Below are 23691 nucleotides of genomic sequence, written 5' to 3' on the forward strand. Positions count from 1 at the left end.
CAACAAGGAGGAGTGCCGATGAACCGCAAGTGGTGGAAGTTGGCGTTACTCGTGGGGGTCTTGGCCGCTGCGTTGATGGGTTGCAGCTCCCAGGACACGTCGAACACCGACAATAGCGATACCCAGCAAGAGCAAAGCACCGACCAAGAGTCCACGGGGAGCTCGACCGATTCCAGCACCACCGATTCCAGCACCACTGATTCCAGCACCACCGATTCCAGCTCCTCGGACTCCAGCTCGACCGATTCCGGTTCGTCGGACACGGAGTCCACGGATTCCGGCTCGAGCACGGACAGCTCCAGCGATTCTTCCTCTTCCAGCAACTAACGGATGCGCAAAGTTTACGCGGACACCGCCTGCTGCCGGCAGGCGGTTTTCCTTTTTGTTTGCGGGAAAATCTAGGAGATTTTCGCGATTTGTTGTGTGCAGAAAATCCGGCATGGTAATGTTAGAGTGACGATACAGCGGGAGAGGCGGGTGAAAGGATGGACAAGCGGGCTCTGCGCGCGGCCCTTTCCGTCTATTTCGTGATCGGCAGCGCCCATTGCGGCGGACGGCCGCTTTTGGAGGTTGTCGAAGCGGCCCTGCGTGGGGGCGTCACAATGGTGCAGTTTCGCGAAAAGGACTCGTCGCTCCCCCTGCGCGAGACCGTGGCGCTGGGGCGGGCGGTGCGCCAGCGGTGCCGCCAGTGCGGTGTGCCTTTCATCGTCAACGACCGCGTCGATCTGGCCCTGTTGCTTGACGCGGACGGCGTCCACGTGGGCCAAGACGATTTGCCGCCGTCGGAAGCGCGAAAGTTGCTGGGCCCCGGGCGCATTGTCGGCATGTCCGTCGGCACGCCGGAGGAGCTGGACGTGGCCCTCCGCGAGGGACCCGACTACCTCGGCGTGGGACCGGTGTACAAAACGGTCTCCAAGGCCGACGCCGGAGAAGCGATGGGGACGGAGTTTGTCGCCTATGTACGCAGTCGTACGGATTTGCCGCTTGTCGGCATAGGCGGGATTACACCGGAAAACGCCGCGCCCGTCATCGCTGCCGGCGCCGATGGGGTGGCCGTGGTGTCCGCGATTGGAGGGGCTTCCGATCCGGAGGCGGCCGCGCAGGCGTTGGTGCGGGAAGTGAATGCGCAGAAGGCGGCTTGTGGAAGGGAGGATGCATCATGAGCGACATGATTCAGGTGATCGACTTGCACAAGCGGTTTGGGAATTTGGAAGTCCTCAAGGGCATTACCTGCACCGTGCGGGAACGGGAGGTGGTGTGTGTAATCGGGCCGTCCGGATCGGGGAAAAGCACGTTCCTCCGCTGTCTCAATGGGCTGGAAGAGGTGACGGCGGGGAAGGTCATCGTCGACGGCGTGGACATTACCGACCCGCAGACGGACATCAACAAGGTGCGGGCCGAGGTGGGGATGGTCTTTCAGCGCTTCAACCTGTTCCCGCACATGACCGTGCTTGAGAACATTACGCTGGCTCCGATCAGGGTGCGCAAGATGGACCCAAAGGAAGCCGAGGCGCGGGCCCTGGAGTTGCTCGATAAGGTCGGCTTGCGCGACAAGGCCCACGTCTACCCCGACAACCTGTCGGGCGGCCAGATGCAGCGGGTGGCCATCGCCCGGGCCCTGGCCATGAACCCCAAGGTGATGCTGTTCGACGAGCCCACATCGGCCCTGGATCCGGAACTGGTCGGCGAGGTGCTCAACGTCATGAAAGATTTGGCCCGGGAAGGGATGACCATGGTGGTCGTCACCCACGAGATGGGCTTTGCCCGGGAAGTGAGCGACCGGGTCATCTTTATGGATCAGGGTGTGATCGTGGAAGAAGGCAAGCCGGAGGAGATCTTCGCCCGGCCGCAACACGAGCGGACGCAGACCTTCTTGAAAAAGGTGCTGTAGACGGGTGGCCGCAATGGCTAATGGCAAAGGGGGGAGCGCGGTGGAGCTGGTTGGCCACCTGGCCCCACTTGAGCATGACGGCACGGACCCTGTTTGCTATCGCCTGCGCGTGGGAGTCGAGGCGATTCCCCTCAACCCGCTCTTGGGCAAGCATCTCTCGTTTGTCTTTTTGCGCGAGATCGCATGTCGCCATTGCGGGCGGAAGGTGACCAAAACCTACAACAATGGGTACTGCTACCCCTGTTTTACGCGGTTGGCCGAAAACGACCTGTGCATCGTCAAGCCCCATCTCTGTCACTATGAGCAGGGTACCTGCCGCGACGACGGCTTTGCCCGGTGCCACTGCTTTGTGCCCCACTACGTCTATCTCGCCGTTTCCAGTGGGGTGAAAGTCGGTATCACGCGCAAAGACAACGCGCGGCGGCGCTGGGTGGACCAAGGGGCCGTGCGGGCTATTCCCGTTGCCGAGGTACCGAACCGCCGCTTGGCCGGCGAGCTGGAGCACCACCTGAGCCGGTACCTCCCGGACAAGACGAACTGGCGGAAAATGCTGAAAGGCGAGGGGGAGGATGCCGACCTCCTGGCCGTGCGCGAGGAAATTCGCGCGCACGTGCCGGAACCGTTTCGTCCCTACTGGCTGGATGACGAGACGGTTACGGAGATTGCCTATCCCCTTGTGGAGCGGGTGGACAAGCTGACGGCCCTCTCCCTGGACAAACGGCCGGCGGTCACCGGGCGGTTGATCGGCGTCAAGGGGCAGTACCTCCTGTTTGCTCAGGGTGTTTTCCACGTGTGAAAAAGCACACCGGGTACAAGGTGCGCGTGGTGTGGGAAGCGTGAAGGGACAGCGGAGGGGACGCGCTTGCCGTTTCGCCTGCGGCCGCAGCGGTCCCCCGGGTTTGCCGCCCCCGTGCATAACCACGGGGCGAAGCGGGGATCCCTAAGGGGAGAAAGGAGGCGTCCCCGATGCCGGATGAGCCGCGCAAGCCGCAGCGGGAAATCCTCATTGACGGGCGTTTGACGGGTACCATCGACGAAGAGACCGGACAGGCCTTCGGCAAATTTGACCCCATTCAGCAGACATGGCGCGTCAACCCCGTCGACGAGGCCGATTCCCACGGTACCGTCGGCGACAAAAACGCGTAACGGGCGCTGTGGGCATGCGAAAACGGACGAAAACGGAAAGGGTCCGGCCTTTCCGTTTTTTTTCGTCTTTTTCAGACGTGCCAAAGAGGAATCCGCGTTTCGCGCGCAAAATTAAGAAAGGGGAGGTGGCGAGATGCCCATCACGCTCTACTGGTACCCGCAGTGCGGCACGTGCCGGAAAGCCAAGCAGTGGCTTGACGCTCACGGAATCGCCTATGAAGCGGTCAACCTGGTGACCCACCCGCCGGACAAGGAAACCCTTCGCACGTTGGTCGAAAAAAGCGGCCTTCCGATCCGCAAGTTCTTGAACACCACCGGCCAGCGGTACCGCGAATTGGGCCTCAAAACGAAATTGCCGTCCATGACAGAGGAGGAAATCTTGGTGCTGCTTGCGTCGGATGGAAAACTGATCAAGCGCCCGATTGTGACAGATGGCGTGCGGGTGACCGTTGGCTTCGACGAAACCACCTATGCCCGTGTGTGGGGAAAAAACGCCTGATGGCTCCCTTTCGTGTATAAGGTGCGGGGCGGGTGACCAAGCTAGATACGGCGCAACCACGCGGCGGGGAAGCATCACTTTAAAATCATTATAAAATGATATTGACTATAAACTAGGGATGTGCTACCATAGGTCTCGGGAAAACCCTTAGAACACCATCGAGGAGGTTGGAACCATGGCCGATCGCATTGTTGGCAAACCGGCGCCGGACTTCGAAATGGAAGCGGTCATGCCCAACGGGGAATTCGGCAAGGTGAAGCTGTCGGACTACAAAGGGAAGTGGCTGGTGCTCTTCTTCTACCCGCTTGATTTCACCTTTGTCTGCCCGACGGAAATTACGGCTCTGAGCGACCGCTACGAAGATTTCAAAGACCTCGATTGCGAGATCATCGGCGTCTCCACCGACTCCAAGTTCAGCCACAAGGCGTGGATCAACACCCCGCGTGATGCCAACGGCTTGGGCAAGCTGAACTACCCGCTGGCGTCCGACCAGCTGCACACCGTGTCTCGCGACTACGGTGTGTACCTGGAGGATCAGGGCGTGTCGCTGCGCGGCCTGTTCATCATCGATCCGGAGGGCATCGTGCGCTATCAAGTGGTGCACGATAATAACATTGGGCGCAACGTGGACGAAGTGCTCCGCGTGCTGCAGGCGCTGCAAACGGGCGGCCTGTGCCCGGCCAACTGGAAACCGGGTCAGGAAACCCTCAAGGTGTAACACCCGTTGCGCCGAGGACCTAACCCACGGGTTAGGTCCTTCTTTTACCTGTCCAGGATTACAATAAGGAGGGTTTCACATGAAACTGCGTGACGAAATGCCCGAGCTGCAGGGCGTTACGGAATGGGTAAACGGATCGGTGACCAAGGAGGAGCTTCGCGGGTCGCCGGTTCTCGTGCATTTCTGGGCCATCAGCTGCCACTTGTGCAAGGAATCGCTGCCGATGCTCAACGAGTGGCGTGAAAAGTACAAGGATTACGGGCTGAAACTGGTGGGCGTGCACATGCCCCGCTCGGAAAAGGATACGGAAATTGGCCCGGTGAAGGAGCTCATCGCCCAGTACAACCTCCAGCATCCCATTGCCATCGACAACCAGCACGCCGTGACCGATGCCTTCGAGAACCAGTACGTTCCAGCCTTCTACCTGTTTGATCAGGATTTAAAGCTTCGTCATTTCCAAGCCGGCGAAAAAGGGTTAAAATTGGTGCAGAAACGCCTGCATCGGATCCTGGGCATCGACGAGAACGAAGGATAATACTGCGGGACGAACAGGAGGATGGTCATGGAGTTTCCGAAGAACCTCAAGTACAGTGAGGAACATGAGTGGGTGCGCGTCGAAGGGAACCGCGCGATTATTGGCATCACCGACTACGCCCAGTCGGAGCTGGGGGATATCGTGTTTGTTGAGCTGCCCGAAGTGGGGGCCGAGGTTAAGCAAAACGAGCCCTTTGGCAGTGTCGAGTCGGTGAAAACGGTTTCAGAGCTGTACGCTCCGGTGAGCGGAAAGGTCGTGGAGGTGAACGGGGAACTGGACGGATCCCCCGAGCTGGTCAACCAGTCGCCGTATGACAAAGGTTGGATGATCGTCGTCGAGATGAGCGACCCGTCGGAACTGGACAACCTGATGGACGCCGAGGCCTACGAAAAGATGGTTTCGGAAGACTGACCGGCTGCAAAACCGCACGACGTGCCCGCGCATCCGGGCACGTCGTTTTCTTTCCCGTTGGAGGTCAGGGGGCGCGGTGCCAAAAAAGAGGCATGGCGGGGAGTGCAACGGGCCAGTAAAATAGAGATAACCGTTACCCATGGAGTATCAGGGGAAAGCAGGTGAATTCGATGGGTTTCTGCTGCGGGGCGAGCATGGTCGGGGCGATCGGGACGATGCGGCACCACCAGACGTACATCACCAACGTTCCGCTCCTCTACTGCCCGGTGTGCTACCAGGTTACGGTTCACCCCAAAGTGGTGGAAGAGTTCGACCTTTTGGCCGAATTTGCCCACGTTGATGGGGCCGTGAGCCTTGACTTTCGCGAATACGTGGATACGGAAAACCGCGAAGACTTGTTCGAGGATTGCTCTTCCGTTGATCACGGCGACCTGGTAGAGGTGTTGCGCGCGCAGATCGACATGGCGCTGGATCTGTTGTCTGTCGCCAAGCAGCTGGGTGACGAAGAGTGGGAACGGGCCCTTGTGCATCGGCTCAAGGTGCTCAGCGAACGCCTGCGCAAGTGGCGGCGCAAGAACGTCTCGACCCCGGGATGGTAAGCGTACCCGGTTTGTTGCGATCCGGGCGCATATCGCCCGGTTTTTTTGTTTGAAACCCCGGGCCCCCGTAAACCGGTGGGGTGACGCGAAGGGCTCTAGAGAGCGAGGTGAGCATTCGTGCTCAAGCGTTTGCTGGACAAGCGGACGGCCCCCGCGGACGGGTCGCTTGAAGCGCTCGTGGTTCGCGCGCAGGCGGGTGACGACGAGGTGCGGAACCGACTGCTCAGCGAGTACCAATCGTTTGTGGCGCGGGTGGCGTCGCGGGTGTGCCAGCGCTACATCCATCCCGGGTATGACGATGAGTTCAGCATTGCCTTGCTCGCCTTCGACGAGGCCATCCGACACTATTCCCCGGCGCAAGGGCGATCCTTCCTTTCCTTTGCCGATCTGGTCATTCGCCGCCGGGTGATCGATTACATTCGCCAGGAGTCGCGGCAGAAGAACGCCCTGTCCCTCGATGACCCGCACCTATCCGATGAGGAACGTGAGGTATCGGGATTGGCTGTCCAGGCGTCCCTCGATGTCTACGGCAAAGAACGGGCCATCCGGGACCTCCGCGAGGAAATCGCGTTGTTTCAGATGCGGTTGGCGGCGTTCGGCATCTCCTTGGACGACTTGCCGGAGGTGTCGCCGGTCCACCGTGACGCCCGGGAGCACGCCATCGCCGTGGCCAAGACGCTGGCCGACGATCCGGAATTGCGGCGTGCGTTTCTGGAAACCAAAAAGCTTCCCATGAAGCGTCTGCTCCAGAAAGTGACCTGTAGCCGCAAAACCCTTGAGCGCAACCGCAAGTACATCGTGGCCATCGCGTTGATTCTCATCGAAGATTTCGAACAGTTGCGCGGGTACGTACGCGAGGCCCTGGGCGAAAGGAGGGAAGACGGATGAAGCGCGGGGTTGTCCTGCAGGTCGGCGCGTCCGAGGTGGTGGTGCTGACCCCCGACGGGCAATTTTGCCGGGTGCGCCGGGAGCCGGGTCGCGCCTACATCGTGGGGGAGGAGATCTGTTTTTTTCCTGAGGAACCGCGTCGCCGCGCCAAACGGGTGGGTGCCCTGGGTGTGGTGGCAGTGGCTGCTTGTTTGGCGCTGGTGGTGGCCGGCGGGCTGTTTTGGATGACGGCCCAGCCGGTGATGGCTTACGTGGCCTTGGACATGAACCCCAGCGTGGAGATGGGGATTGACGAACGCTACCGCGTGATCGATCTGGCGGGACTCAATCCCGACGGCGAGCGTTTGGTGGCAAGGCTACCCCAGTGGAAAGGCCGCGGGTTGGCGGAGGTGACGGCGGATGTCCTTGCCCAGGCGCGCCGAGAAGGGTACTTGAACCAGAGGCATGATGTGATCGTCACCACGACCGTCTTCAAGGGGGAACACAATCCCCAACGGGTGCAGGAGATTGCCCGTTCCGTGGAACAGACGGTCAAGACGGTGGCCGTCCAGAAGGGCGTGGAGGTGCGCGCCCTGGTGGCCACGCCGGCGCTGCGGGCCGAGGCGCGGGCCAAGGGCCTGCCGACCGGCCGGTACCTGTTGGGCCAGGAGCAGGGGCGGAACCGCATTCTACCGGGGGCCCATGGGGGAAAGGAGTCGGATCGTTCACACGATGCCAAGCGCCGGTCAGAAGGGCAGGGGCATCCGTTTCAGGAGAAAAAGGGGAACGATCCGGGACTTGATTCGCTTGCGAACTTGCCCCAGCTGAACGGCCGTGACCACCGCAAGGCGGTGAAACCGGATCCGTTCCATGGCCGTGAGAAGGCGGGGAAGCGAGACGCGGAAAGGGAAGAGGCCAAGGAATCCTCAACGACGAAAAGGAAAACGGTGAAGGACAACCACCGGGAAACGGAGAGGGAAAAGAAAAAGCGAGGCGAGCGGGACGCAGACGACAAAAAGCAAAGGGACAGCCGCGAGGAGCGGTCGAAGCGTGCCGCGGAATCGAAGAATCGTTCCCCTTATAAGCCCGATCGTCGGCACGACGGACGTTGACGGAAAGACCACCACGCGTTCAGGAGGGGGAAAGGTTCTGGCGAAAAAGCCCGCGACACGCATGGATGTGGTCAACATGCTAGTCAGCGGGCTCAAGCTCCGCGTGCGCGTTGACGAGAAGCCCGGCTTTTCCTTTACGGATATTGCCAGCCTGTCGCCGGAGGAGCGGCAGAAGCTGGCGATTGCCGTGCTGTACAACCTGATCGCCGGTGCGGAAGGAAAATCGCGGGCATAGGGTGAAGGGTTCGGGAACAGGGCGGGGAACCCCTGCCCTTTTTGCATGCTTACACTTGTTTTCTATTTGAGGAATAGGAAGGTAACCCAACGGGCATGGTAAACAGTAAACGGCCTGTGGGGGGATGGCCATGCCCGACAATCCGGACCGCATCAACCGCACGGATCCGCTGGAGCGGGCCATGGGATCGACGCCCGCGGAGAAGCCCGCGTCCGCGTCCGTACACACCGCTTCGAAGGGCGTGCCGCCGTCCGAGAAACTACCTGGCCAATGGCGCAAGGTGTAAACGGTGTGGAGAGAGGATGCACCATGATGACCATCGGCACTTTGACCCTTGTCGGCTTGGTGCTGGCAGCAGGATGGGGGTACCGGCGCCGGTGCGCTGCCCGCCGGGCGTTGCCTGAAAACGTGATCGCATTACCGCGCGAGGCGCACGACCTGTGCCTCTGGAGCGGAACGGTGCGCGAGGTGGTAGCCGACGGGATGCGCTACCTTTCGCCCTTTCAGGTAAAGGTGTACACCTCTCGCCTGTTCATCGGGTACGCCGGTGAACCGTACCCGGTTTTTTCGGTTTCGGCCGAAACGATTAAGCGCGTGCATGTGTCCCCGGGTCGCGTAAACGTGCACTGCAGCAGCGGGAAGTACTTGACCCTTTATGGGGAACCGGCGGCCATGGCCCAGCTGGCCCGTCGACTTCTCTTCGTGGCCAAGCGGGCGCGGCGCAAGAAAGCATAGCGAGGCGGAGACGAATCGTGACAATTTGATGACAGCCCGGCGTGGGATGGCGTCTTGCGGTACAATGAAGGACAGAATGCGGAAACGGGAGCAGGTGATGGCCGATATGGAGCGTACGGTGCCGCTGGACGTCCTCGCCGCTCGGGCCGAGGAGCGGGTGGGGCGTCTTGTCCCCAACAACACGTTCGCGCAGTTTGCCGACCCCAACGTGCGTCTCATGGTCGGGGTGATGCTGCTGCGCGAAGGGTACGCCGATGATGCCTACGACGTTTTTGCTTCGGTGGCCGAGGAAGGACCCAAAACCGACACGAACGAGCACTTCGCCTATGTGCGGAGCCTGGCGGAGATGGCGGAAATCAGCGCCGCGCGCGGCGACTTTGCCCTCGCCGAACGGCAGATGCGCGAGGCGCTGGCCCAGTACCCGCCGCAGCTCGGGTACATGCTCAGCGTCGACCATTTGCGCGTGTACCTGGCCTACTACGTATTCCGGCAGGGACGGTTTGACGAGGCGGTTGCGCTGTGCCGGGCGGTGATCGAGGACAAACAGCGTGCCTTTGCCCAATACGCTGACGAGACCGACGCGCGCCTTGTCGTGGGGCCGGCCCTTTGCTACGCCATCCACCAGATGGCCCTCTTTTACGTGGAACGCGACGAGGCGGATCAGGCCCTGGAATGGATCCGCCAGCTGCGTCGCTATGCGCCGACGGTGGACGAGGCGGCGTGGCAGGCGGCGGAGGCGCGCGCGGCGTCCGGGGACTGGCGAGGGGCCGTAGAGGCTTTCGGTGCGGCCGTATCCTACCAAGCTTGATGGAGAGGAGGAAGGGGACATGGCCAAGGCCCCGTCGAAACCGGTAGCCCTGAAGGAATGGGCCGTCGCGGTAAACGCGCTCGGGGAAGGCAAGCAGATTCTGCTGATGCGAAAGGGCGGCATCCACGAGGAGACGCGGGAATTCCGCCTGGAAGAGCAGTCCTTTTACTTATATCCGACGTACTTTCATCAGAAAAAGGCGCTGGTGAAACCGGAGTTTCACGGCGACCTGGAGGCCACACTGGCCGCTGTCTCGCCGGAGCAGACGACGGTTCGCCTTGCGTACTTCGCCGAAGTGGTCGACGACATCGAAACCCTTGACGAGGCGGCCATCGGCCGCCTGATGCCCTACCACATCTGGACGGAGACCTTTGCCCAGGATCGGCTGCACTGGAAGAAAACGAAGCCGCTGCACGTGCTCCTCGTACGCACGTACCGCCTGCGCCAGCCGGTGGAGATTCCCGTTCGGCCCGAGTACGAGGGGTGCAAATCGTGGCTGTACATTCCCGATCCGCTGCCGGCCGGGGAAGGTGATCCTGTCCTGGACGACGCCGCCTTTGCCGCACAGTGCGAGGCCGTGCGCCGCGCCCTTGCCGGTGAGGGGTGAGGGCGTGAAAGACAAAACCCGGGTATGTTGCCCGGGTTTTCAGCGTGTAGACAAAGTACCGGGAGGTACAAGGTCTACACGCTTTTTTGTCGAATAGAGTTCTTATCCCATCATGCAGAGGTGGCCACATGCTGAGAAAACAGTCGGCCGAAGGCCGTTACCAGCTTACCGTTGTTTCGTTGGACGAATTGGTTCCTCAGGATCACCTGGTCCGCAAAATCGAAAACGCCATCGATTTCTCGTTTATCTATGACCTGGTGGAAGATCGTTATTGCCCAGACAACGGAAGACCCAGCATCGATCCCGTTGTCCTCATCAAAATGGTGCTCATCCAGTATCTGTTCGGCATCCGTTCCATGCGTCAAACCATCAAGGAAATCGAAACCAATCTCGCCTATCGGTGGTTTTTGGGATACGATCTCACCCAGCCCATTCCCCATTTCACGACGTTTGGAAAAAACTATGTCCGCCGATTCAAGGGTACCGACCTGTTTGAAAAGATCTTTACGCGCATTCTCGAAGAAGCCTGCCATCACGGGCTTGTGGACCCTTCCGTTCTGTATATTGATTCCACCCATGTCAAAGCCAACGCCAACAAGAGAAAATTCATCAAGCGGCTCGTTCAGGAAGAAGGAAAAAAATATCAAGAACTTCTGGAAGAGGAAATCAACCAGGACCGCGTAGCGCATGGGAAAAAGCCGTTGCCAAAAAAGTCTAAAGCCGTCTGGAAGGAGGTGAAGCAAAGCACCACTGATCCGGACAGCGGCTGGTTTGTCAAAAACGAAAAGGAACAGACGTTCGCTTACTCCTTCCATGCGGCCAGCGACCAAAACGGCTTTGTCGTCAGTGCCGTCGTCACGGCCGCCAACGTTCATGACAGTCAGGTCTTTTCGGATGTGTTCGAGCAAGCCGTCAAGCATGTCGGAAAACCCAGCGCTGTCGCGGTGGATGCAGGGTATAAAACACCCTATATCAGCAAGTACCTCTTGGACCAACAGGTCCGTCCGGTCATGCCGTATACCCGTCCCCACACAAAAGACGGAAGGTATCGAAAGCAAGATTACGTGTACGATGAGTACTACGATTGCTATCTTTGTCCTGCCGGACAAGTGCTTACCTACGAAACCACGACCCGTGAGGGTTACAGAATCTACCGTTCCGATGCCACGACCTGTCGATCTTGTTCATTCCGCTCCCAGTGCACAGAAAGCCACGACGCGGTTAAGCGTGTGAGCCGCCATATCTGGGCCCATTACATGGAAGAAGTGGAGCACTTGCGCCATACAGAAGTGAATAAACGCCTATATGCACGCCGAAAGGAAACGATTGAGCGTGTATTTGCGGATCTCAAGGAGAAGCATGGCTTGCGTTGGACCACTTTACGTGGGTTGGAAAAAGTGACAATGCAGGCGATGCTTGTTTTTGCTTGCATGAATTTAAAAAAGCTGGCGAATTGGTTATGGAGGTTAGGAAAAACAGGGCGCCATGCCCTTAATTTCTTCTCTTTATTGTTCACAGACGACAAGAAAACTCCCTCGGCTGCGTTGGCACCGAGGGAGTTTGTCTGCAGTCTGAAAACCCGGGTATGTTGCCCGGGTTTTTTCTCTTCTTTTTTTTGCGGCTTTTTGCGGCCTTTACGTCGCCGGCGGTTGATGCAGGTTTTACATGTCCTGTCCAAAACCGCATGAGCCTTCCTTTGGACACTTTCCAAACAAACAAATAAAATAATTATAGTAATGGTTGATACCCGTAGCGGCAAACAGTATACTAAAAAGGAGATCACTGGACCTCGCTTCCGGAATGGCGAGGTGCCATGAGGACGGCAACACGCGACGTTGCCCCGATTCACGAAACGACACGCGATTGGAGGACTGGTTTTTTATGGCTGCACCGCACCTGAAGATAGAGGATTTGCACGCTTCTGTAGACGGGAAACCGATTCTCCAGGGGGTGAACCTGGAGATCAAGGGTGGCGAAGTGCACGCCATTATGGGCCCCAACGGTACGGGGAAGTCGACGCTGGCCTCCGTGCTGATGGGCCATCCGAAATACGTTGTGGAAAAGGGCCGCGTGACGCTTGACGGCCAAGATTTGCTTGAGATGTCGGTCGACGAGCGCGCGCGCGCGGGCCTGTTTTTGGCCATGCAGTACCCGGCGGAGATTGCCGGCGTAACGAATGCCGATTTTCTTCGCAGCGCGATCAACGCCCGCCGCGGCGAGGGGAACGAAATTTCGCTCATCAAGTTTATTCGTGAGCTGGAAGAGAAAATGAAGCTCCTGGATATGGACCCCGCCTTCGCCCATCGCTATGTGAATGAAGGGTTTTCCGGCGGGGAGAAGAAGCGCAATGAGATCCTGCAGATGATGATGCTCGAGCCGCGTGTGGCCATATTGGACGAAATCGACTCCGGCCTTGACATTGATGCGCTGAAAATCGTGGCCAAAGGCGTCAACGCCATGCGCTCGCCGGATCGTGCGTTTCTCATCATCACCCACTACCAGCGCCTGCTGAACTACATCACGCCCGACTATGTTCATGTGATGATGCAAGGTCGCATCGTCAAATCGGGTGGCCCGGAGCTGGCCGAACGCCTCGAGGCGGAAGGCTACGATGCGCTGAAGGACGAGCTGGGAATCGAGGACGCCACCGTCGAGCAAAAGGCCTGATTGGGCGCCGGTAGAGGGGGCAAAGCGATGAGCGTGGAAATGGACGTGCAACTGGACCGCCAAGCCATCACCCGATTTTCGCAGGACGGCGGCGAGCCCGACTGGATGCGCGCGCTGCGGCTTGAGAGCCTGGAGCGGGCGGAGGCGTTGCCGCTGCCGAAACTGGAGAAAATCAGCCTGAAAAACTGGAACTTTACCCGTTTCACGCCCTTTAAAGCCGAGGCGCGCCTGTTGTCGCCGGAGACGCTGCCGCAGGACTTGCGGAACCTGTTTGCCGCGGGCGAAAACCGCAACGTGCTCGTCCAGCAAAACTCCAGCGTTGTGTACCGTCAGGTGGCGGAAGACCTGGCGCGCAAAGGCGTTGTGTTTACCGATCTGGCCACCGCGCTGCGCGAACACGGCGATCTCGTTCGCCGTTACTTCGGGAAAGCCGTCAATCCGGATGAGAACAAGCTGACTGCTTTGCACGCGGCGCTGTGGAGCGGCGGGGCCTTCCTCTACGTGCCGAAGGGCGTCGAGGTGGATCTCCCCGTGCAGGCCGTCTACTGGGCGGCGGACGCCGGCGTTGGTCTCTTTCCCCACGTGCTGATCGTGGCCGAGGCGAACAGCTCGGTCACCTACGTGGAGAACGTCGTCAGCGACGAGCCGGAACGGGAAGCGGTGCACCTGGGCGTGATGGAGGTCTTCGTCGGACCGGGGGCGCGTGTGCGCGTGGCGTCGGTGCGACACCTGGCCGCCGGGATGACCGATGTCGTCTACCGCCGCGCCGTTGTGGCCCGCGACGGGCGCATCGAGTGGATTCTCGGCGAGATGGGGAGCGGCAACACGATTTCCGAAAACGCGACCGTCCTACAAGAGGACGGCGCCTGTGCCGACACCAAGCTCGTCGCCCTCGCCGGTGGCGAGCAGAAAGCGAGCTTCACGTCCCGGGTTGTGCACATCGGCCGGCATACCGAATCGACCATCCTGGCCAAGGGCGTCATAATGGATGCGGCCACGGCCGTTCTCAACGGCATCACGAAGATCGAAAAGGGCGCCACGAAGGCCAATGGGGAGCAGGCCGAGTCGGTGCTCATGCTCAGCGACAAGGCGCGGGGCGACGCCAATCCGATCCTGCTGATCGACGAGGACGACGTGAAGGCCGGTCACGCCGCCAGCGTTGGCAAGCTGGACGAACTGCAGCTTTACTACCTGATGTCGCGGGGCATTTCGCGGGAGGAAGCCGAGCGGCTCCTCATTCACGGCTTCCTGGCGCCGGTGGTGTCGGAGATCCCGATCGCCGGCGTGAAGGAGCGCCTCCAACTTGTGATCGAAAGGAAACTGGGACGATGAATGTCAAGGAGATTCGCAAGCTGTTTCCGATTCTCCACCAGGAGGTTAACGGCCACCCGCTGGTCTATCTTGACAGCGCGGCTACGTCGCAAAAGCCGCTTCCGGTGATCGAGGCCGTGGAACGCTACTACCGGGAATACAACTCCAACGTCCACCGCGGTGTGCATACCCTGGGCACCAAGGCCACCGAGGCTTACGAGGGGGCGCGGGAGAAGGTGGCCCGCTTTCTCAACGCGCCCGATTCGGCGCAGATCATCTTCACGCGGGGCACCACGTCGGCCCTCAACCTGGTGGCCTGGTCCTACGCCCGCCGCGTGCTGCGGGAAGGGGACGAAATCGTCATCACGCCGATGGAGCACCACAGCAACCTCATCCCGTGGCAGCAGGCGGCCAAGGCGACGGGGGCGACGCTAAAGTACGTGCCGTTGCGCCCCGACGGCACCATCGCCGTCGAGGACTTCGCCCAAACGGTGACCGAGCGGACGAAGATCGTAGCGGTTACCCACGTTTCCAATGTGCTGGGGACGATCAACCCGATTAAGACCTTCGCCGCCATCGCTCACGAGAAGGGCGCCGTCATTGTGGTCGACGGGGCGCAGAGCGCACCGCACATGAAGGTGGACGTGCAGGACCTCGACGTCGACTTCTATGCCTTCTCTGGCCACAAGATGTGCGCGCCGACGGGTATCGGCGTGCTGTACGGCAAGCGCCACCTGCTCGAGCAAATGGAGCCGGTCGAGTTCGGCGGCGAGATGATCGACACTGTCGAGCTGTACGATTCTACGTGGAAGGAAATCCCATGGAAATTTGAGGGTGGTACGCCGATCATCGCGGGGGCGATCGGTCTGGCGGCGGCCATCGACTTCCTTGAATCGGTCGGCCTGGACGCCATTCGCGCGCACGAGGAGCAGCTGGCCCGCTATGCCCTCGAACGCCTGCGGGCCATCGACGGCGTAACGGTATACGGTCCGGAGGAGCGCGCCGGGCTGGTCACCTTCAACGTCGAGGGGATTCACCCCCACGACGTGGCCACAGTGCTTGACTCCCGCGGCATTGCCGTGCGGGCCGGACACCACTGTGCCCAGCCCCTGATGCGCTGGCTGGGCGTGACGGCTACGGCGCGGGCCAGCTTCTACCTCTACAACACGGAAGAGGAGATTGACAAACTGGCCGACGCACTCCAGTATGCAAAGGAGTACTTCCACAATGTCCTTGGATGAGCTCTACCGCCAGGTGATCCTCGACCATTACCAGAAGCCTCGCAACTGGGGTCGGCTGGATGATGACGCGGTCACCGTGGATCTGAACAACCCTACGTGTGGCGACCGCATCTCCCTGCAGCTGCGCGTCGAGGGCGGGAAGGTGATCGACGTGCGCTTCACCGGCGAAGGCTGTTCGATCAGCCTGGCCTCGGCGTCGATGATGACCGAGGCGATCAAGGGCAAGTCGGTCGACGAGGCCCTAGCCCTGGCCGACGCTTTTTCCCGCCTCATGCAGCGCCAGGACGTGGGGGACATCGACTTGGGCGACCTCGAAGCCCTGCAAGGGGTGTCCAAGTTTCCGGCGCGCATCAAGTGCGCCCTGCTGGCGTGGAAGGCGATGCAGGAAGGCCTGCGCCACGCCGGTCAACCCGCAAAGGAGTGATCCGCCATGGCCAAACGTGCGCCTGAGCTGGAAGAATACAAATACGGGTTTCGTGACCCGGACATTGCCGTTTACCGCACGAAAAAGGGCCTGTCGCGGGAAGTTGTCGAGGAGATTTCCCGCGTGAAGAACGAGCCCGAGTGGATGCGCGAGTTCCGCCTCAAGGCGCTGGAGATCTTTCTTTCCAAGCCGATGCCGTCCTGGGGCGGCGACCTGTCGAAACTCAACTTCGACGAGATCACCTATTACGTGAAACCGTCGGAACGGCGAGGCCGCAGCTGGGATGAGGTGCCCGAGGAGATCAAGCGCACCTTCGATCGCCTCGGGATTCCCGAAGCAGAGCAGAAGTTCCTCGCCGGCGTCTCGGCCCAGTACGAATCGGAAGTGGTCTATCACAACATCCGCGAGGACCTGGAAAAACAGGGGGTCATCTTCTGCGACACCGACACGGCGGTGCGCGAGTATCCGGACCTGGTGCGGGAATACTTCGGCACGGTGGTTCCGCCGACGGACAACAAGTTCGCCGCGCTGAACAGCGCCGTGTGGTCGGGTGGCAGTTTCATCTACGTGCCGCCGGGCGTCAAGGTGGAGATCCCGTTGCAGGCCTACTTCCGCATCAACTCGGAGAACATGGGCCAGTTTGAGCGCACGCTGATCATCGTCGACGAAGGGGCCTTCGTCCACTACGTCGAGGGCTGCACGGCGCCAATCTACAGCACCGACTCGCTGCACAGCGCTGTCGTCGAGATCATCGTCAAGAAAGGCGCCCGCTGCCGCTACACGACGATCCAGAACTGGTCGACCAACGTGTACAACCTGGTGACGAAGCGCGCTGTGGCCTACGAGGACGCCACGATGGAGTGGATTGACGGCAACATCGGGTCCAAGCTGACGATGAAGTACCCGGCCGTCATCATGAAGGGGCGCGGCGCCAAGGCCTACGTGATGTCGATCGCCGTGGCCAGCAAGGGGCAGCACCAGGATGCCGGGGCGAAGGTGATCCACCTCGCGCCGGAGACCAGCTCCACCGTCGTCTCCAAGTCGATCAGCAAGAACGGCGGGAAGACCACCTACCGCGGGCTGGTCACCTTCGGCCGCAACGCCCACGGCGCGAAGGCCAACATCAAGTGTGACACGCTCATCCTCGACAAGGAGTCCACCTCCGACACCATTCCCTACAACGAGGTGTTGAACGACAACGTCACCCTCGAGCATGAGGCCACGGTGTCGAAGGTGAGCGAGGAGATGCTCTTCTACCTGATGAGCCGCGGCATTCCCGAAGACGAGGCCACGCAGATGATCGTGATGGGGTTTATCGAGCCCTTCACGAAGGAGCTGCCGATGGAGTACGCTGTGGAGATGAACCGGCTCATCAAGTTCGAAATGGAAGGGTCAATCGGGTAATCCAAACGCGGCAAACGCCTCTCGCATTTGCGGGAGGCGTTTTTTGTCCCGAATGTCGCGGCATAGGTGCCTTCCTGGGGGAACAGGGGCGTCCCGCGTTGCCGACGACTCGGCGCGCGCCGCCTTACAGCTGGTGATAGATGAAAGAAAAACGCGCGGCGTGTTCCATCTCGTCCGTCATCGCTTCATAAAAGATGTCGCGAATGGCTTTGTTTCGGGTGAGCAGTTGCGTGTCGCGGTACAGCTCTGCCGCCTCCAACTCGTCGTAGAACGCCTTTTTCAGCCCCTCTTCGTAGGTGGCAAAGGTGACGGTCATCGGCTTGACGTCGGGGCGACGGCCGGTCAGGCGGATGTACAGGTTCTCAAACATCCGGTAATGCTTTTTTTCGTCCTCGTACGCGTGTTCGATCTGCTTGCGGTGTTCATCGTTGGGGGCCATGTCCAGCAGGCGGCGGTAGAACGCAATGGCGGAACGTTCCCCGACAAGCGCCATTCGCAAATTTTTCATAAACTGATCGGCGTCCCTGAAGAGAGGGGGAGGCATTTTCCGATCCGGCATGCTGTGGGGTGGAACGTGGGGATACGCCGAAGCAGGTGGCCACGCGTGCGGGGGCCGCATCCGCCCGTATGGCGGGTGATAAGGGTGCATCGTTTCACTCCCTTTTACCGTGCTGAGTTATGTGTATGCCCCGGGGGGAGAAGGGGACTCCACGCGTGTCCCGGGCTACGGGGCAGGAGAAATGTCATTGACAGGGAATTGAATGGCGGGATATAATACCCCATGGGGGTAAAATACCCTGGTGGGGTATTTGTGGTGTGATCAACTCACCAAAGCTGAGGAGGCGAAAGGCATGACCACCAAAACCTTCAACGTGCAGGGGATGTCCTGCAACCATTGCGTACAAGCCATCGAGCGGGCCTTGAAGAGCCTTTCCGGCGTTTCCGCCGTTCAGGTCGATCTCGCACAGGGAACCGTAACGGTGACGTATGACGAGGCATCGGTTGGGGAAGCGAAATTGAAGGAAGCAATTGAAGACGCGGGTTACGATGTCGCATGACCGCGGAAAGCGGGGGAACGCCCATGACCACGGAAGCCGCATCCCGTTCAACACACGCGGAGCGGGGCGAGCACGTCACACTGGGCATCGTGGGCATGACGTGCGCCGCGTGCGCGCGGCGCATCGAAAAGGGTTTACTCAAGGTGGACGGCGTGAAGGCGGCAGCCGTCAACCTGGCGACGGAGAAGGCCACCGTTACCTACGACCCGGAGCGGACGTCGGTGGAAGACCTGATCGACGCCGTCCGGCGCATCGGGTACGACGTCCGCGGCGAGACGGTAACCCTCGCCGTGCACGGGATGACCTGCGCCGCCTGCGCCGCCCGCATCGAGCGGCAGCTCAAGAGGGTGGCGGGCGTGCTGGACGCCCGTGTTAACCTGGCCGCGGAAACGGCGACGGTCGACTACCTGCCCGGAAAGGCGGATGTTGACGCCCTCGTCGCCGCAGTCCGCAAGGCGGGGTACGACGCGGCCGTCTCTGCGGGGACGGACGCCGAGGAAGAGGCCCGACAGCGCGCCTACCGCGAGCAGAAGCGGGCGCTGCTCACCAGCGCCCTGTTGTCCCTCCCCTTTGTGGTGCAGATGCTATCCGACTTTGCGGCGCAGGCCGCGCCGCAGTGGCCCTGGCGCTTCCATCTCCCTCCCTTCCTGCAGCTTGTCCTCGCCACCGTCGTCCAATTTACGGTGGGGATGCGCTTTTACCGGGGCGCGGTCAAGGCGTTGCGCGCGGGGAGCGCCAACATGGACGTGCTGGTGGCCCTCGGCACGTCGGCGGCGTACGGCTACAGCCTGTATGCCGTGGTGGCCGGTGCCCCTCACCAGCTGTACTTTGAAGCGTCGGTGATCGTCCTCACCCTGATCTTGCTTGGGAAATTGCTCGAAGCGCGGGCTAAAGGGCAGACGTCGGCGGCGATCCAAAAGCTGATGCGCCTGCAGGCCAAGACGGCCCGCGTCATCCGCGACGGGCAAGAAGTAGACGTGCCGCTGGAGGATGTGCGGGTCGGCGACCTGGTTGTCGTCCGTCCGGGGGAGAAGATTCCCGTTGACGGCGTCATTGTCGAGGGGAGCACGACGGTCGACGAGTCGATGCTGACCGGCGAGAGCTTGCCCGTGCCCAAAGGCGTGGGCGACGAGGTGATCGGGGCCACCCTGAACAAGCACGGCGTGTTCACGTTCCGAGCGACCAAGGTGGGGAAGGATACAGCCCTGGCGCAAATCATCAAGCTCGTCGAGGAAGCGCAGGGTTCCAAGGCGCCGATCCAGCGGCTGGCCGACAAGATTTCCGGTGTCTTCGTGCCCATCGTCATCGGCATTGCCGGTCTCACCTTTGCCGTGACGGCCGCCACAAGCGGCGTCGCTCCCGCCCTCGTCAGCGCCGTGGCCGTCCTCGTCATCGCGTGCCCCTGCGCACTGGGACTCGCCACGCCGACGGCGGTGATGGTGGGGACGGGGAAAGGGGCCGAAACGGGCATCCTGATCAAAGGGGCCGAGCACCTGGAGAACGCCCACCGCATCACCACCGTGGTCCTCGACAAGACGGGCACCATCACCAAGGGCGAACCGGAGGTCACCGACGTGGTTGCCACCGGTGCGGTCGCCGAAGACGAGCTCCTGCGCCTGGCGGCCAGCGCGGAAAGGGGCTCCGAACACCCGCTGGGGGAAGCGATCGTCAAGGCCGCCAGGAAAAAGGGACTGGCCTTGGCCGAACCGTCCCGCTTTCGCGCCATTCCCGGCCACGGGATCGAAGCGGAGGTGGACGGGCGCGCGGTGCTCATCGGGAACGCCAAGCTGATGGGCGCGCGCAACGTTGACATCGCCGCGTTGCGCGCGGCACAGGAGGCGTTGGAGGCACAGGGCAAGACGGCCATGCTGGTGGCCGTCGACGGTGCGGCGGTCGGCCTTCTCGCCGTGGCCGACACGGTGAAGCCGACATCGGCGGAAGCGGTGCGCCACCTGCAGGCCATGGGCATTGACGTGATCATGATGACGGGCGACAACCGGCGCACGGCCGAGGCGATCGCTCGGCAGGTGGGGATTGACCGCGTCCTGGCCGAGGTGCTCCCCGAGGACAAGGCGGCCATGGTCTAGAAGTTGAAAGGCGAGGGCAAGGTGGTGGCCATGGTCGGCGACGGCATCAACGACGCGCCGGCGCTGGCGGCGGCCGACGTCGGCATCGCCATCGGGACGGGCGCCGACGTGGCCATCGAGGCGGCGGACATCACCCTCATGCGCGGCGACCTCATGGGCATCGTCAACGCCATCCGGCTGTCGAAGGCGACGATGCGCAAGATCCGCCAGAACCTCTTCTGGGCCTTCGCCTACAACGTTGTGCTCATCCCCATCGCGGCCGTTGGTTTCTTGACGCCGATCCTCGCCGGCGCGGCGATGGCGGCCAGCTCCGTGTCGGTGGTCACCAACGCCCTGCTGCTCCGCCGGTGGAAACCGGTGTGACCGCCATTTTGCCCTTCACCCGGGGATCTCTCCTCGGGGTGAAGGGCTTTTTGCTTGCGCTTTGCGTGGCGCGCGGGTGCACGTTCCCCTGCTTCCGACACGGTTTTGGTAGAACCTGGGTGGGGTATGACGCGGTGCGCGGGTGCTGTCCCTTCGCCCGGCGTGAGGTGCGTCTTTCCCCCGTCTACAGCGCGATGCGGACGGTTTTGCGGCTGCCGGGTTCGGCTTTGGGGAAGTGAAGGTCCAGAACGCCGTCGCGGTAGGTGCTGACGACACCTTCTGCTTTGACGGGCGCGGGCAGCCGGATTCGGCGGATAAACTTGCCGAAGGAACGCTCTTGCTGCACGACAAAGGCTTTGTTCTGTACAAACGCGTTTTCCCTCACCACGCCTTTGAGGGTGAGCACCCGCCCGTCGGTGAGGGTCGCGCGGAGGCTCGTGCGCTCCGCGCCGGGAATGGCGCAACTGACGATCACTTTGCTGTGGGTCTGGTAGACGTCCACCTGTGGGCCGGGATCCACGGCGAGGTCCCCGTCGTCCGATGCGGAGGCGGGCAACGTCGCGGCCAGCCGCTGGACCTCCTTCAGGTGCGTCCAGAAGTCGTTGTCGAACAGGCGCTGCAGGTGGATGAGCGGGTCCCAGGGCCCCTCGCCGGTACCGAGCTGGCTCAACCTTTGGGTGAGGGCTTGGAGGTGTTGCAGGGACGCTTGGAGATTCTTCATGCGCACCACTCTCCCTCCGCTTTAGGCTATGCGCCAACGTCTGCAACGGTTCTTGGCCGTGGAGGGGCCTTTCACGGCGATGCGCATACGATAAAGGGCGCGACAACTTTCTGCGGGGGGGGGGCGTGGGACATGGCGGCATTTGTCTTTCTCAGACGCTCATCGGCTTTGACAGCGAAAACACCCGAAAGGCGGGGGGCAGTGTGACCAACGGCGATTTTGACGCGGTGAACACGCCCGTGGTGATTCCATCCGTTGACAACGTCACGAACGACGTGCTCAGCCCCACCATCAGCAATGAAGTCATCTAGCTCTAACCCGCAAAAAAAAGGCTGCCTTCCACTGTGAGGAGGCAGCCTCATTTGCTTTGCGCGGTGATCTGGCATTGGAGGGCGGAAATGTTTCGTTCCAGCTTGGCGATACGCCGTTCCGCGTCGGCGAGGCGCTTTTCCAGATGCCGGATCAGGCGGAGGATGGCGTGAATGTCCGGCGGGGGTATCCCGGGCGGGTACGAAAAAGCGTAGGGATGGGGGGAAGCATGCGGGTTGTTCATGGCTGTTCTCTCCGATCTGCGTTTGGATGGGCCTGCGGCCGGGGCGATGATGGCGGTTCACGCGTGGGGATCGGAAGAAGCCGCACGATCCGCGTGTGCCCGATGTTCAGGGAGCCCGTTTCGCGGATCTGGTTGACAGCGATGGTGCCCACCGCGATGGTCGGCGCGCTCGCCCTTTCCCGCATCGGGTTCGATTTCGTGTTGGGCATCCGGTTTTCCTCCGTTCGGCGATGGGGCGGCAGGGGGAACCCCGTCCGGCGGGTGTCGATTGGCGCATGGGGAGACGGGGCGGTCCCCTCTTCCGGATTCACCAGGTCGGCAAGCGGCCGGTTGCCGACCAGGAGCTGGGGATCGACGGGGAGCGCGGCGTTGTGGGCGATGCCCACGTTGAGGATGCCGTTCAGCGTGTTTACGGTGAGGGTGTCCACCCGGTTCTCCAGCTTTTCGATCACGATTTGGCGCGGGGCCGCCTTGAGGGCCTCCAGCTCCGCTTTGAGCTCCGCGACTTGCTGCTGCAGCAGGGTGAGACGCATCGTCGTATCGAGCCGTGTTTCTAGCCGTTCGCAGTGGCGGAGCAGCGCGTCGATGCGGTGGTGGAGCGCGAGAAGCGAGTGCCAGACCGAGTGCACGCCCATGCCAACCCCTCGATTCCATGGAAATTCCCGTTGTGTGTACGGTGGTGGAAGGGAGCGGTCGTAGCATTGTATGCGCCGCCGGTTGGGCGGGTGTCTACCGAGCGGGAGGTGGATGCTTGTGGTAGGGGGTTTTGTTAGAATGAAAACAAGAGCTGATGGCTCGCGAGGGTACTGCTCGCGATTGCGGGACGCACATAGGAGAGGGGACAATGGCGCTACTGGTGCTCCTTTTCATCGGTTTGGTCGCCGGTGTGCTGGGGAGTTTGCTTGGCCTGGGCGGTGGCGTGATCCTCGTGCCGGCGCTGCTGTCGTTGTCGGCGTTGTGGGGCGAGGCGTTCACGCCGCAGGAGGCGGTTGGCACGTCGCTGGCGGTGGTGGCCGCCACGGGCCTTTCGTCTACCCTGGCCTACCTGCGCCACGGCAAGGTAGACGTTTCCAGCGCGCTGTTCTTTTTTCTGGCCAGCGGGCCGGGCGCGGCGGTAGGGGTGTGGGCCAACCGGTTTCTTGACGACCAGCGCTTTTTCCTGCTGTTTGGGCTCCTCCTGGTGGCGCTCTTTTTTCTGCTGGCTTGGCGCGACCGCATCCGGCCGCGTCCGGGGCGCTGGACGGTGGTGCGCAAGCTGAAGACACCGGAGGGTGAGGTAACCTACGGGTATCGCCGGCGGGTGGCCCTGCCGGTTGCCTTTGCCGTCGGGGTCATTTCCGGGCTGTTCGGTATCGGCGGCGGGGCGCTGATGGTCCCGGTCATGATCTTGGCCTTTGCCTTCCCGCCCCATGTGGCTACGGCCACCTCGCTGCTGGTGATTCTCCTGTCGTCGGCCGTTGGCACGGTGGTGCATACCGCCTACGGCCATGTCCACTGGCAGGATGTGCTGATCTTGGCCCCCGGCGCCTGGTTCGGGGCCAAGGCAGGTGCGCGCCTGGCGCTTCGGCTTTCGGGCGCGTCGCTGGTGTTCGTCTTTCGCTTCGCCTTGCTGGTGCTCGCGTGCCGCATGTTCTGGGCGGGACTCGCATAACCATGGGGGAGGTGTCGCGTTCCCGACGCGCGGCGTGATCCTTCGGAG

The 23691-nt window shown here is 61.5% G+C and carries 30 protein-coding genes and 1 pseudogene; 27 read left to right on the top strand and 4 right to left on the bottom strand.

Going from position 1 to position 23691, the window contains the following annotated elements:
* The first annotated feature begins 18 nt into the window (after positions 1 to 18).
* From ACYQ0Z_RS06020 to sufB, 23 genes are all read left to right on the top strand, one after another.
* A complete protein-coding gene (locus ACYQ0Z_RS06020; protein WP_459865498.1) occupies positions 19 to 327 on the top strand; it encodes a hypothetical protein in 309 nt (102 codons plus the stop codon).
* Between the two features lie 158 nt (positions 328 to 485).
* On the top strand, positions 486 to 1163 hold the full coding sequence (thiE, locus tag ACYQ0Z_RS06025) for a thiamine phosphate synthase (protein ID WP_459865500.1): 678 nt from the start codon (positions 486 to 488) through the stop codon (positions 1161 to 1163).
* A 5-nt stretch (positions 1164 to 1168) separates the two neighbouring features.
* Complete coding sequence (locus ACYQ0Z_RS06030) at positions 1169 to 1891, top strand: amino acid ABC transporter ATP-binding protein (RefSeq protein WP_459865614.1); 723 nt, start codon at positions 1169 to 1171, stop codon at positions 1889 to 1891.
* A gap of 40 nt (positions 1892 to 1931) precedes the next feature.
* A complete protein-coding gene (locus tag ACYQ0Z_RS06035; protein WP_459865502.1) occupies positions 1932 to 2687 on the top strand; it encodes a DUF2797 domain-containing protein in 756 nt (251 codons plus the stop codon).
* A 170-nt stretch (positions 2688 to 2857) separates the two neighbouring features.
* Entirely contained in the window at positions 2858 to 3037 is a 180-nt protein-coding gene (locus ACYQ0Z_RS06040; protein ID WP_459865504.1) for a hypothetical protein, read from the top strand.
* Between the two features lie 133 nt (positions 3038 to 3170).
* Entirely contained in the window at positions 3171 to 3536 is a 366-nt protein-coding gene (locus ACYQ0Z_RS06045; RefSeq protein ID WP_459865506.1) for an arsenate reductase family protein, read from the top strand.
* A 175-nt stretch (positions 3537 to 3711) separates the two neighbouring features.
* Complete coding sequence (locus ACYQ0Z_RS06050) at positions 3712 to 4254, top strand: peroxiredoxin (RefSeq protein WP_459865508.1); 543 nt, start codon at positions 3712 to 3714, stop codon at positions 4252 to 4254.
* Positions 4255 to 4333: 79 nt separating this feature from the next.
* Positions 4334 to 4789 carry a redoxin domain-containing protein gene (locus ACYQ0Z_RS06055; RefSeq protein WP_459865510.1) on the top strand — a complete coding sequence of 152 codons (456 nt, stop codon included), beginning with the start codon at positions 4334 to 4336 and terminating at the stop codon, positions 4787 to 4789.
* Between the two features lie 27 nt (positions 4790 to 4816).
* A complete protein-coding gene (gene gcvH, locus ACYQ0Z_RS06060; protein WP_459865512.1) occupies positions 4817 to 5200 on the top strand; it encodes a glycine cleavage system protein GcvH in 384 nt (127 codons plus the stop codon).
* Between the two features lie 170 nt (positions 5201 to 5370).
* A complete protein-coding gene (locus ACYQ0Z_RS06065; RefSeq protein WP_459865616.1) occupies positions 5371 to 5799 on the top strand; it encodes a hypothetical protein in 429 nt (142 codons plus the stop codon).
* Between the two features lie 117 nt (positions 5800 to 5916).
* The gene (sigI, locus tag ACYQ0Z_RS06070; RefSeq protein WP_459865514.1) at positions 5917 to 6687 is read left to right on the top strand and encodes an RNA polymerase sigma-I factor; all 771 of its coding nucleotides are present in this window, start codon (positions 5917 to 5919) and stop codon (positions 6685 to 6687) included.
* Complete coding sequence (locus tag ACYQ0Z_RS06075; protein WP_459865516.1) at positions 6684 to 7778, top strand: anti-sigma factor domain-containing protein; 1095 nt, start codon at positions 6684 to 6686, stop codon at positions 7776 to 7778. The genes sigI and ACYQ0Z_RS06075 overlap by 4 nt, the downstream gene beginning before the upstream one ends.
* A 76-nt stretch (positions 7779 to 7854) precedes the next feature.
* Complete coding sequence (locus ACYQ0Z_RS06080; protein WP_459865518.1) at positions 7855 to 8013, top strand: hypothetical protein; 159 nt, start codon at positions 7855 to 7857, stop codon at positions 8011 to 8013.
* A gap of 130 nt (positions 8014 to 8143) precedes the next feature.
* The gene (locus ACYQ0Z_RS06085) at positions 8144 to 8299 is read left to right on the top strand and encodes a hypothetical protein (RefSeq protein WP_459865520.1); all 156 of its coding nucleotides are present in this window, start codon (positions 8144 to 8146) and stop codon (positions 8297 to 8299) included.
* Positions 8300 to 8325: 26 nt separating this feature from the next.
* Positions 8326 to 8748: a hypothetical protein gene (locus tag ACYQ0Z_RS06090; RefSeq protein ID WP_459865522.1), complete on the top strand. Its 423-nt coding sequence runs from the start codon at positions 8326 to 8328 to the stop codon at positions 8746 to 8748.
* Between the two features lie 76 nt (positions 8749 to 8824).
* On the top strand, positions 8825 to 9556 hold the full coding sequence (locus ACYQ0Z_RS06095) for a tetratricopeptide repeat protein (RefSeq protein ID WP_459865524.1): 732 nt from the start codon (positions 8825 to 8827) through the stop codon (positions 9554 to 9556).
* A 19-nt stretch (positions 9557 to 9575) separates the two neighbouring features.
* Positions 9576 to 10163 carry a DUF1802 family protein gene (locus ACYQ0Z_RS06100; RefSeq protein WP_459865526.1) on the top strand — a complete coding sequence of 196 codons (588 nt, stop codon included), beginning with the start codon at positions 9576 to 9578 and terminating at the stop codon, positions 10161 to 10163.
* A 128-nt stretch (positions 10164 to 10291) separates the two neighbouring features.
* Positions 10292 to 11851 carry an IS1182 family transposase gene (locus ACYQ0Z_RS06105; RefSeq protein ID WP_459865528.1) on the top strand — a complete coding sequence of 520 codons (1560 nt, stop codon included), beginning with the start codon at positions 10292 to 10294 and terminating at the stop codon, positions 11849 to 11851.
* A 193-nt stretch (positions 11852 to 12044) separates the two neighbouring features.
* Positions 12045 to 12830, top strand: a complete 786-nt coding sequence (sufC, locus tag ACYQ0Z_RS06110) for a Fe-S cluster assembly ATPase SufC (RefSeq protein ID WP_459865530.1) — start codon at positions 12045 to 12047, stop codon at positions 12828 to 12830.
* A 27-nt stretch (positions 12831 to 12857) separates the two neighbouring features.
* Positions 12858 to 14162, top strand: coding sequence for a Fe-S cluster assembly protein SufD (gene sufD / locus ACYQ0Z_RS06115; RefSeq protein WP_459865532.1), 1305 nt, complete (start codon positions 12858 to 12860; stop codon positions 14160 to 14162).
* On the top strand, positions 14159 to 15382 hold the full coding sequence (locus ACYQ0Z_RS06120) for a cysteine desulfurase (protein ID WP_459865534.1): 1224 nt from the start codon (positions 14159 to 14161) through the stop codon (positions 15380 to 15382). Before sufD ends, ACYQ0Z_RS06120 begins: the two co-directional genes overlap by 4 nt.
* Positions 15369 to 15806: a Fe-S cluster assembly sulfur transfer protein SufU gene (sufU, locus tag ACYQ0Z_RS06125; protein WP_459865536.1), complete on the top strand. Its 438-nt coding sequence runs from the start codon at positions 15369 to 15371 to the stop codon at positions 15804 to 15806. The genes ACYQ0Z_RS06120 and sufU overlap by 14 nt, the downstream gene beginning before the upstream one ends.
* 6 nt (positions 15807 to 15812) lie before the next feature.
* Complete coding sequence (gene sufB / locus ACYQ0Z_RS06130; protein WP_459865538.1) at positions 15813 to 17210, top strand: Fe-S cluster assembly protein SufB; 1398 nt, start codon at positions 15813 to 15815, stop codon at positions 17208 to 17210.
* Between the two features lie 124 nt (positions 17211 to 17334).
* Here sufB and ACYQ0Z_RS06135 read toward each other — a convergent pair whose 3' ends face one another.
* A complete protein-coding gene (locus ACYQ0Z_RS06135; RefSeq protein WP_459865540.1) occupies positions 17335 to 17718 on the bottom strand; it encodes a demethoxyubiquinone hydroxylase family protein in 384 nt (127 codons plus the stop codon).
* A gap of 343 nt (positions 17719 to 18061) precedes the next feature.
* Here ACYQ0Z_RS06135 and copZ point away from each other — a divergent pair, with 343 nt between their 5' ends.
* Together copZ and ACYQ0Z_RS06145 are read left to right on the top strand one after the other, a co-directional pair.
* On the top strand, positions 18062 to 18268 hold the full coding sequence (copZ, locus tag ACYQ0Z_RS06140) for a copper chaperone CopZ (RefSeq protein ID WP_459865542.1): 207 nt from the start codon (positions 18062 to 18064) through the stop codon (positions 18266 to 18268).
* 23 nt (positions 18269 to 18291) lie between these two features.
* Positions 18292 to 20718, top strand: a pseudogene (locus tag ACYQ0Z_RS06145) (heavy metal translocating P-type ATPase).
* A 184-nt stretch (positions 20719 to 20902) separates the two neighbouring features.
* Here the strand turns inward: ACYQ0Z_RS06145 and ACYQ0Z_RS06150 are convergent.
* The gene (locus ACYQ0Z_RS06150; protein ID WP_459865618.1) at positions 20903 to 21439 is read right to left on the bottom strand and encodes an Hsp20/alpha crystallin family protein; all 537 of its coding nucleotides are present in this window, start codon (positions 21437 to 21439) and stop codon (positions 20903 to 20905) included.
* A gap of 125 nt (positions 21440 to 21564) precedes the next feature.
* Between ACYQ0Z_RS06150 and ACYQ0Z_RS06155 the strand changes: the two genes are divergently transcribed.
* Positions 21565 to 21750: a hypothetical protein gene (locus tag ACYQ0Z_RS06155; protein ID WP_459865544.1), complete on the top strand. Its 186-nt coding sequence runs from the start codon at positions 21565 to 21567 to the stop codon at positions 21748 to 21750.
* A gap of 47 nt (positions 21751 to 21797) precedes the next feature.
* On the opposite strand, the gene ACYQ0Z_RS06160 is transcribed toward ACYQ0Z_RS06155, so the two are convergent.
* Positions 21798 to 21992, bottom strand: a complete 195-nt coding sequence (locus ACYQ0Z_RS06160) for a hypothetical protein (RefSeq protein WP_459865546.1) — start codon at positions 21990 to 21992, stop codon at positions 21798 to 21800.
* Entirely contained in the window at positions 21989 to 22627 is a 639-nt protein-coding gene (gerPC, locus tag ACYQ0Z_RS06165; RefSeq protein ID WP_459865548.1) for a spore germination protein GerPC, read from the bottom strand. Before gerPC ends, ACYQ0Z_RS06160 begins: the two co-directional genes overlap by 4 nt.
* 209 nt (positions 22628 to 22836) lie before the next feature.
* On the opposite strand from gerPC, the gene ACYQ0Z_RS06170 reads away from it, so the two are divergent.
* Positions 22837 to 23643: a sulfite exporter TauE/SafE family protein gene (locus ACYQ0Z_RS06170; protein WP_459865550.1), complete on the top strand. Its 807-nt coding sequence runs from the start codon at positions 22837 to 22839 to the stop codon at positions 23641 to 23643.
* Positions 23644 to 23691: the final 48 nt, after the last annotated feature.

Source organism: Calditerricola yamamurae (assembly GCF_054654135.1).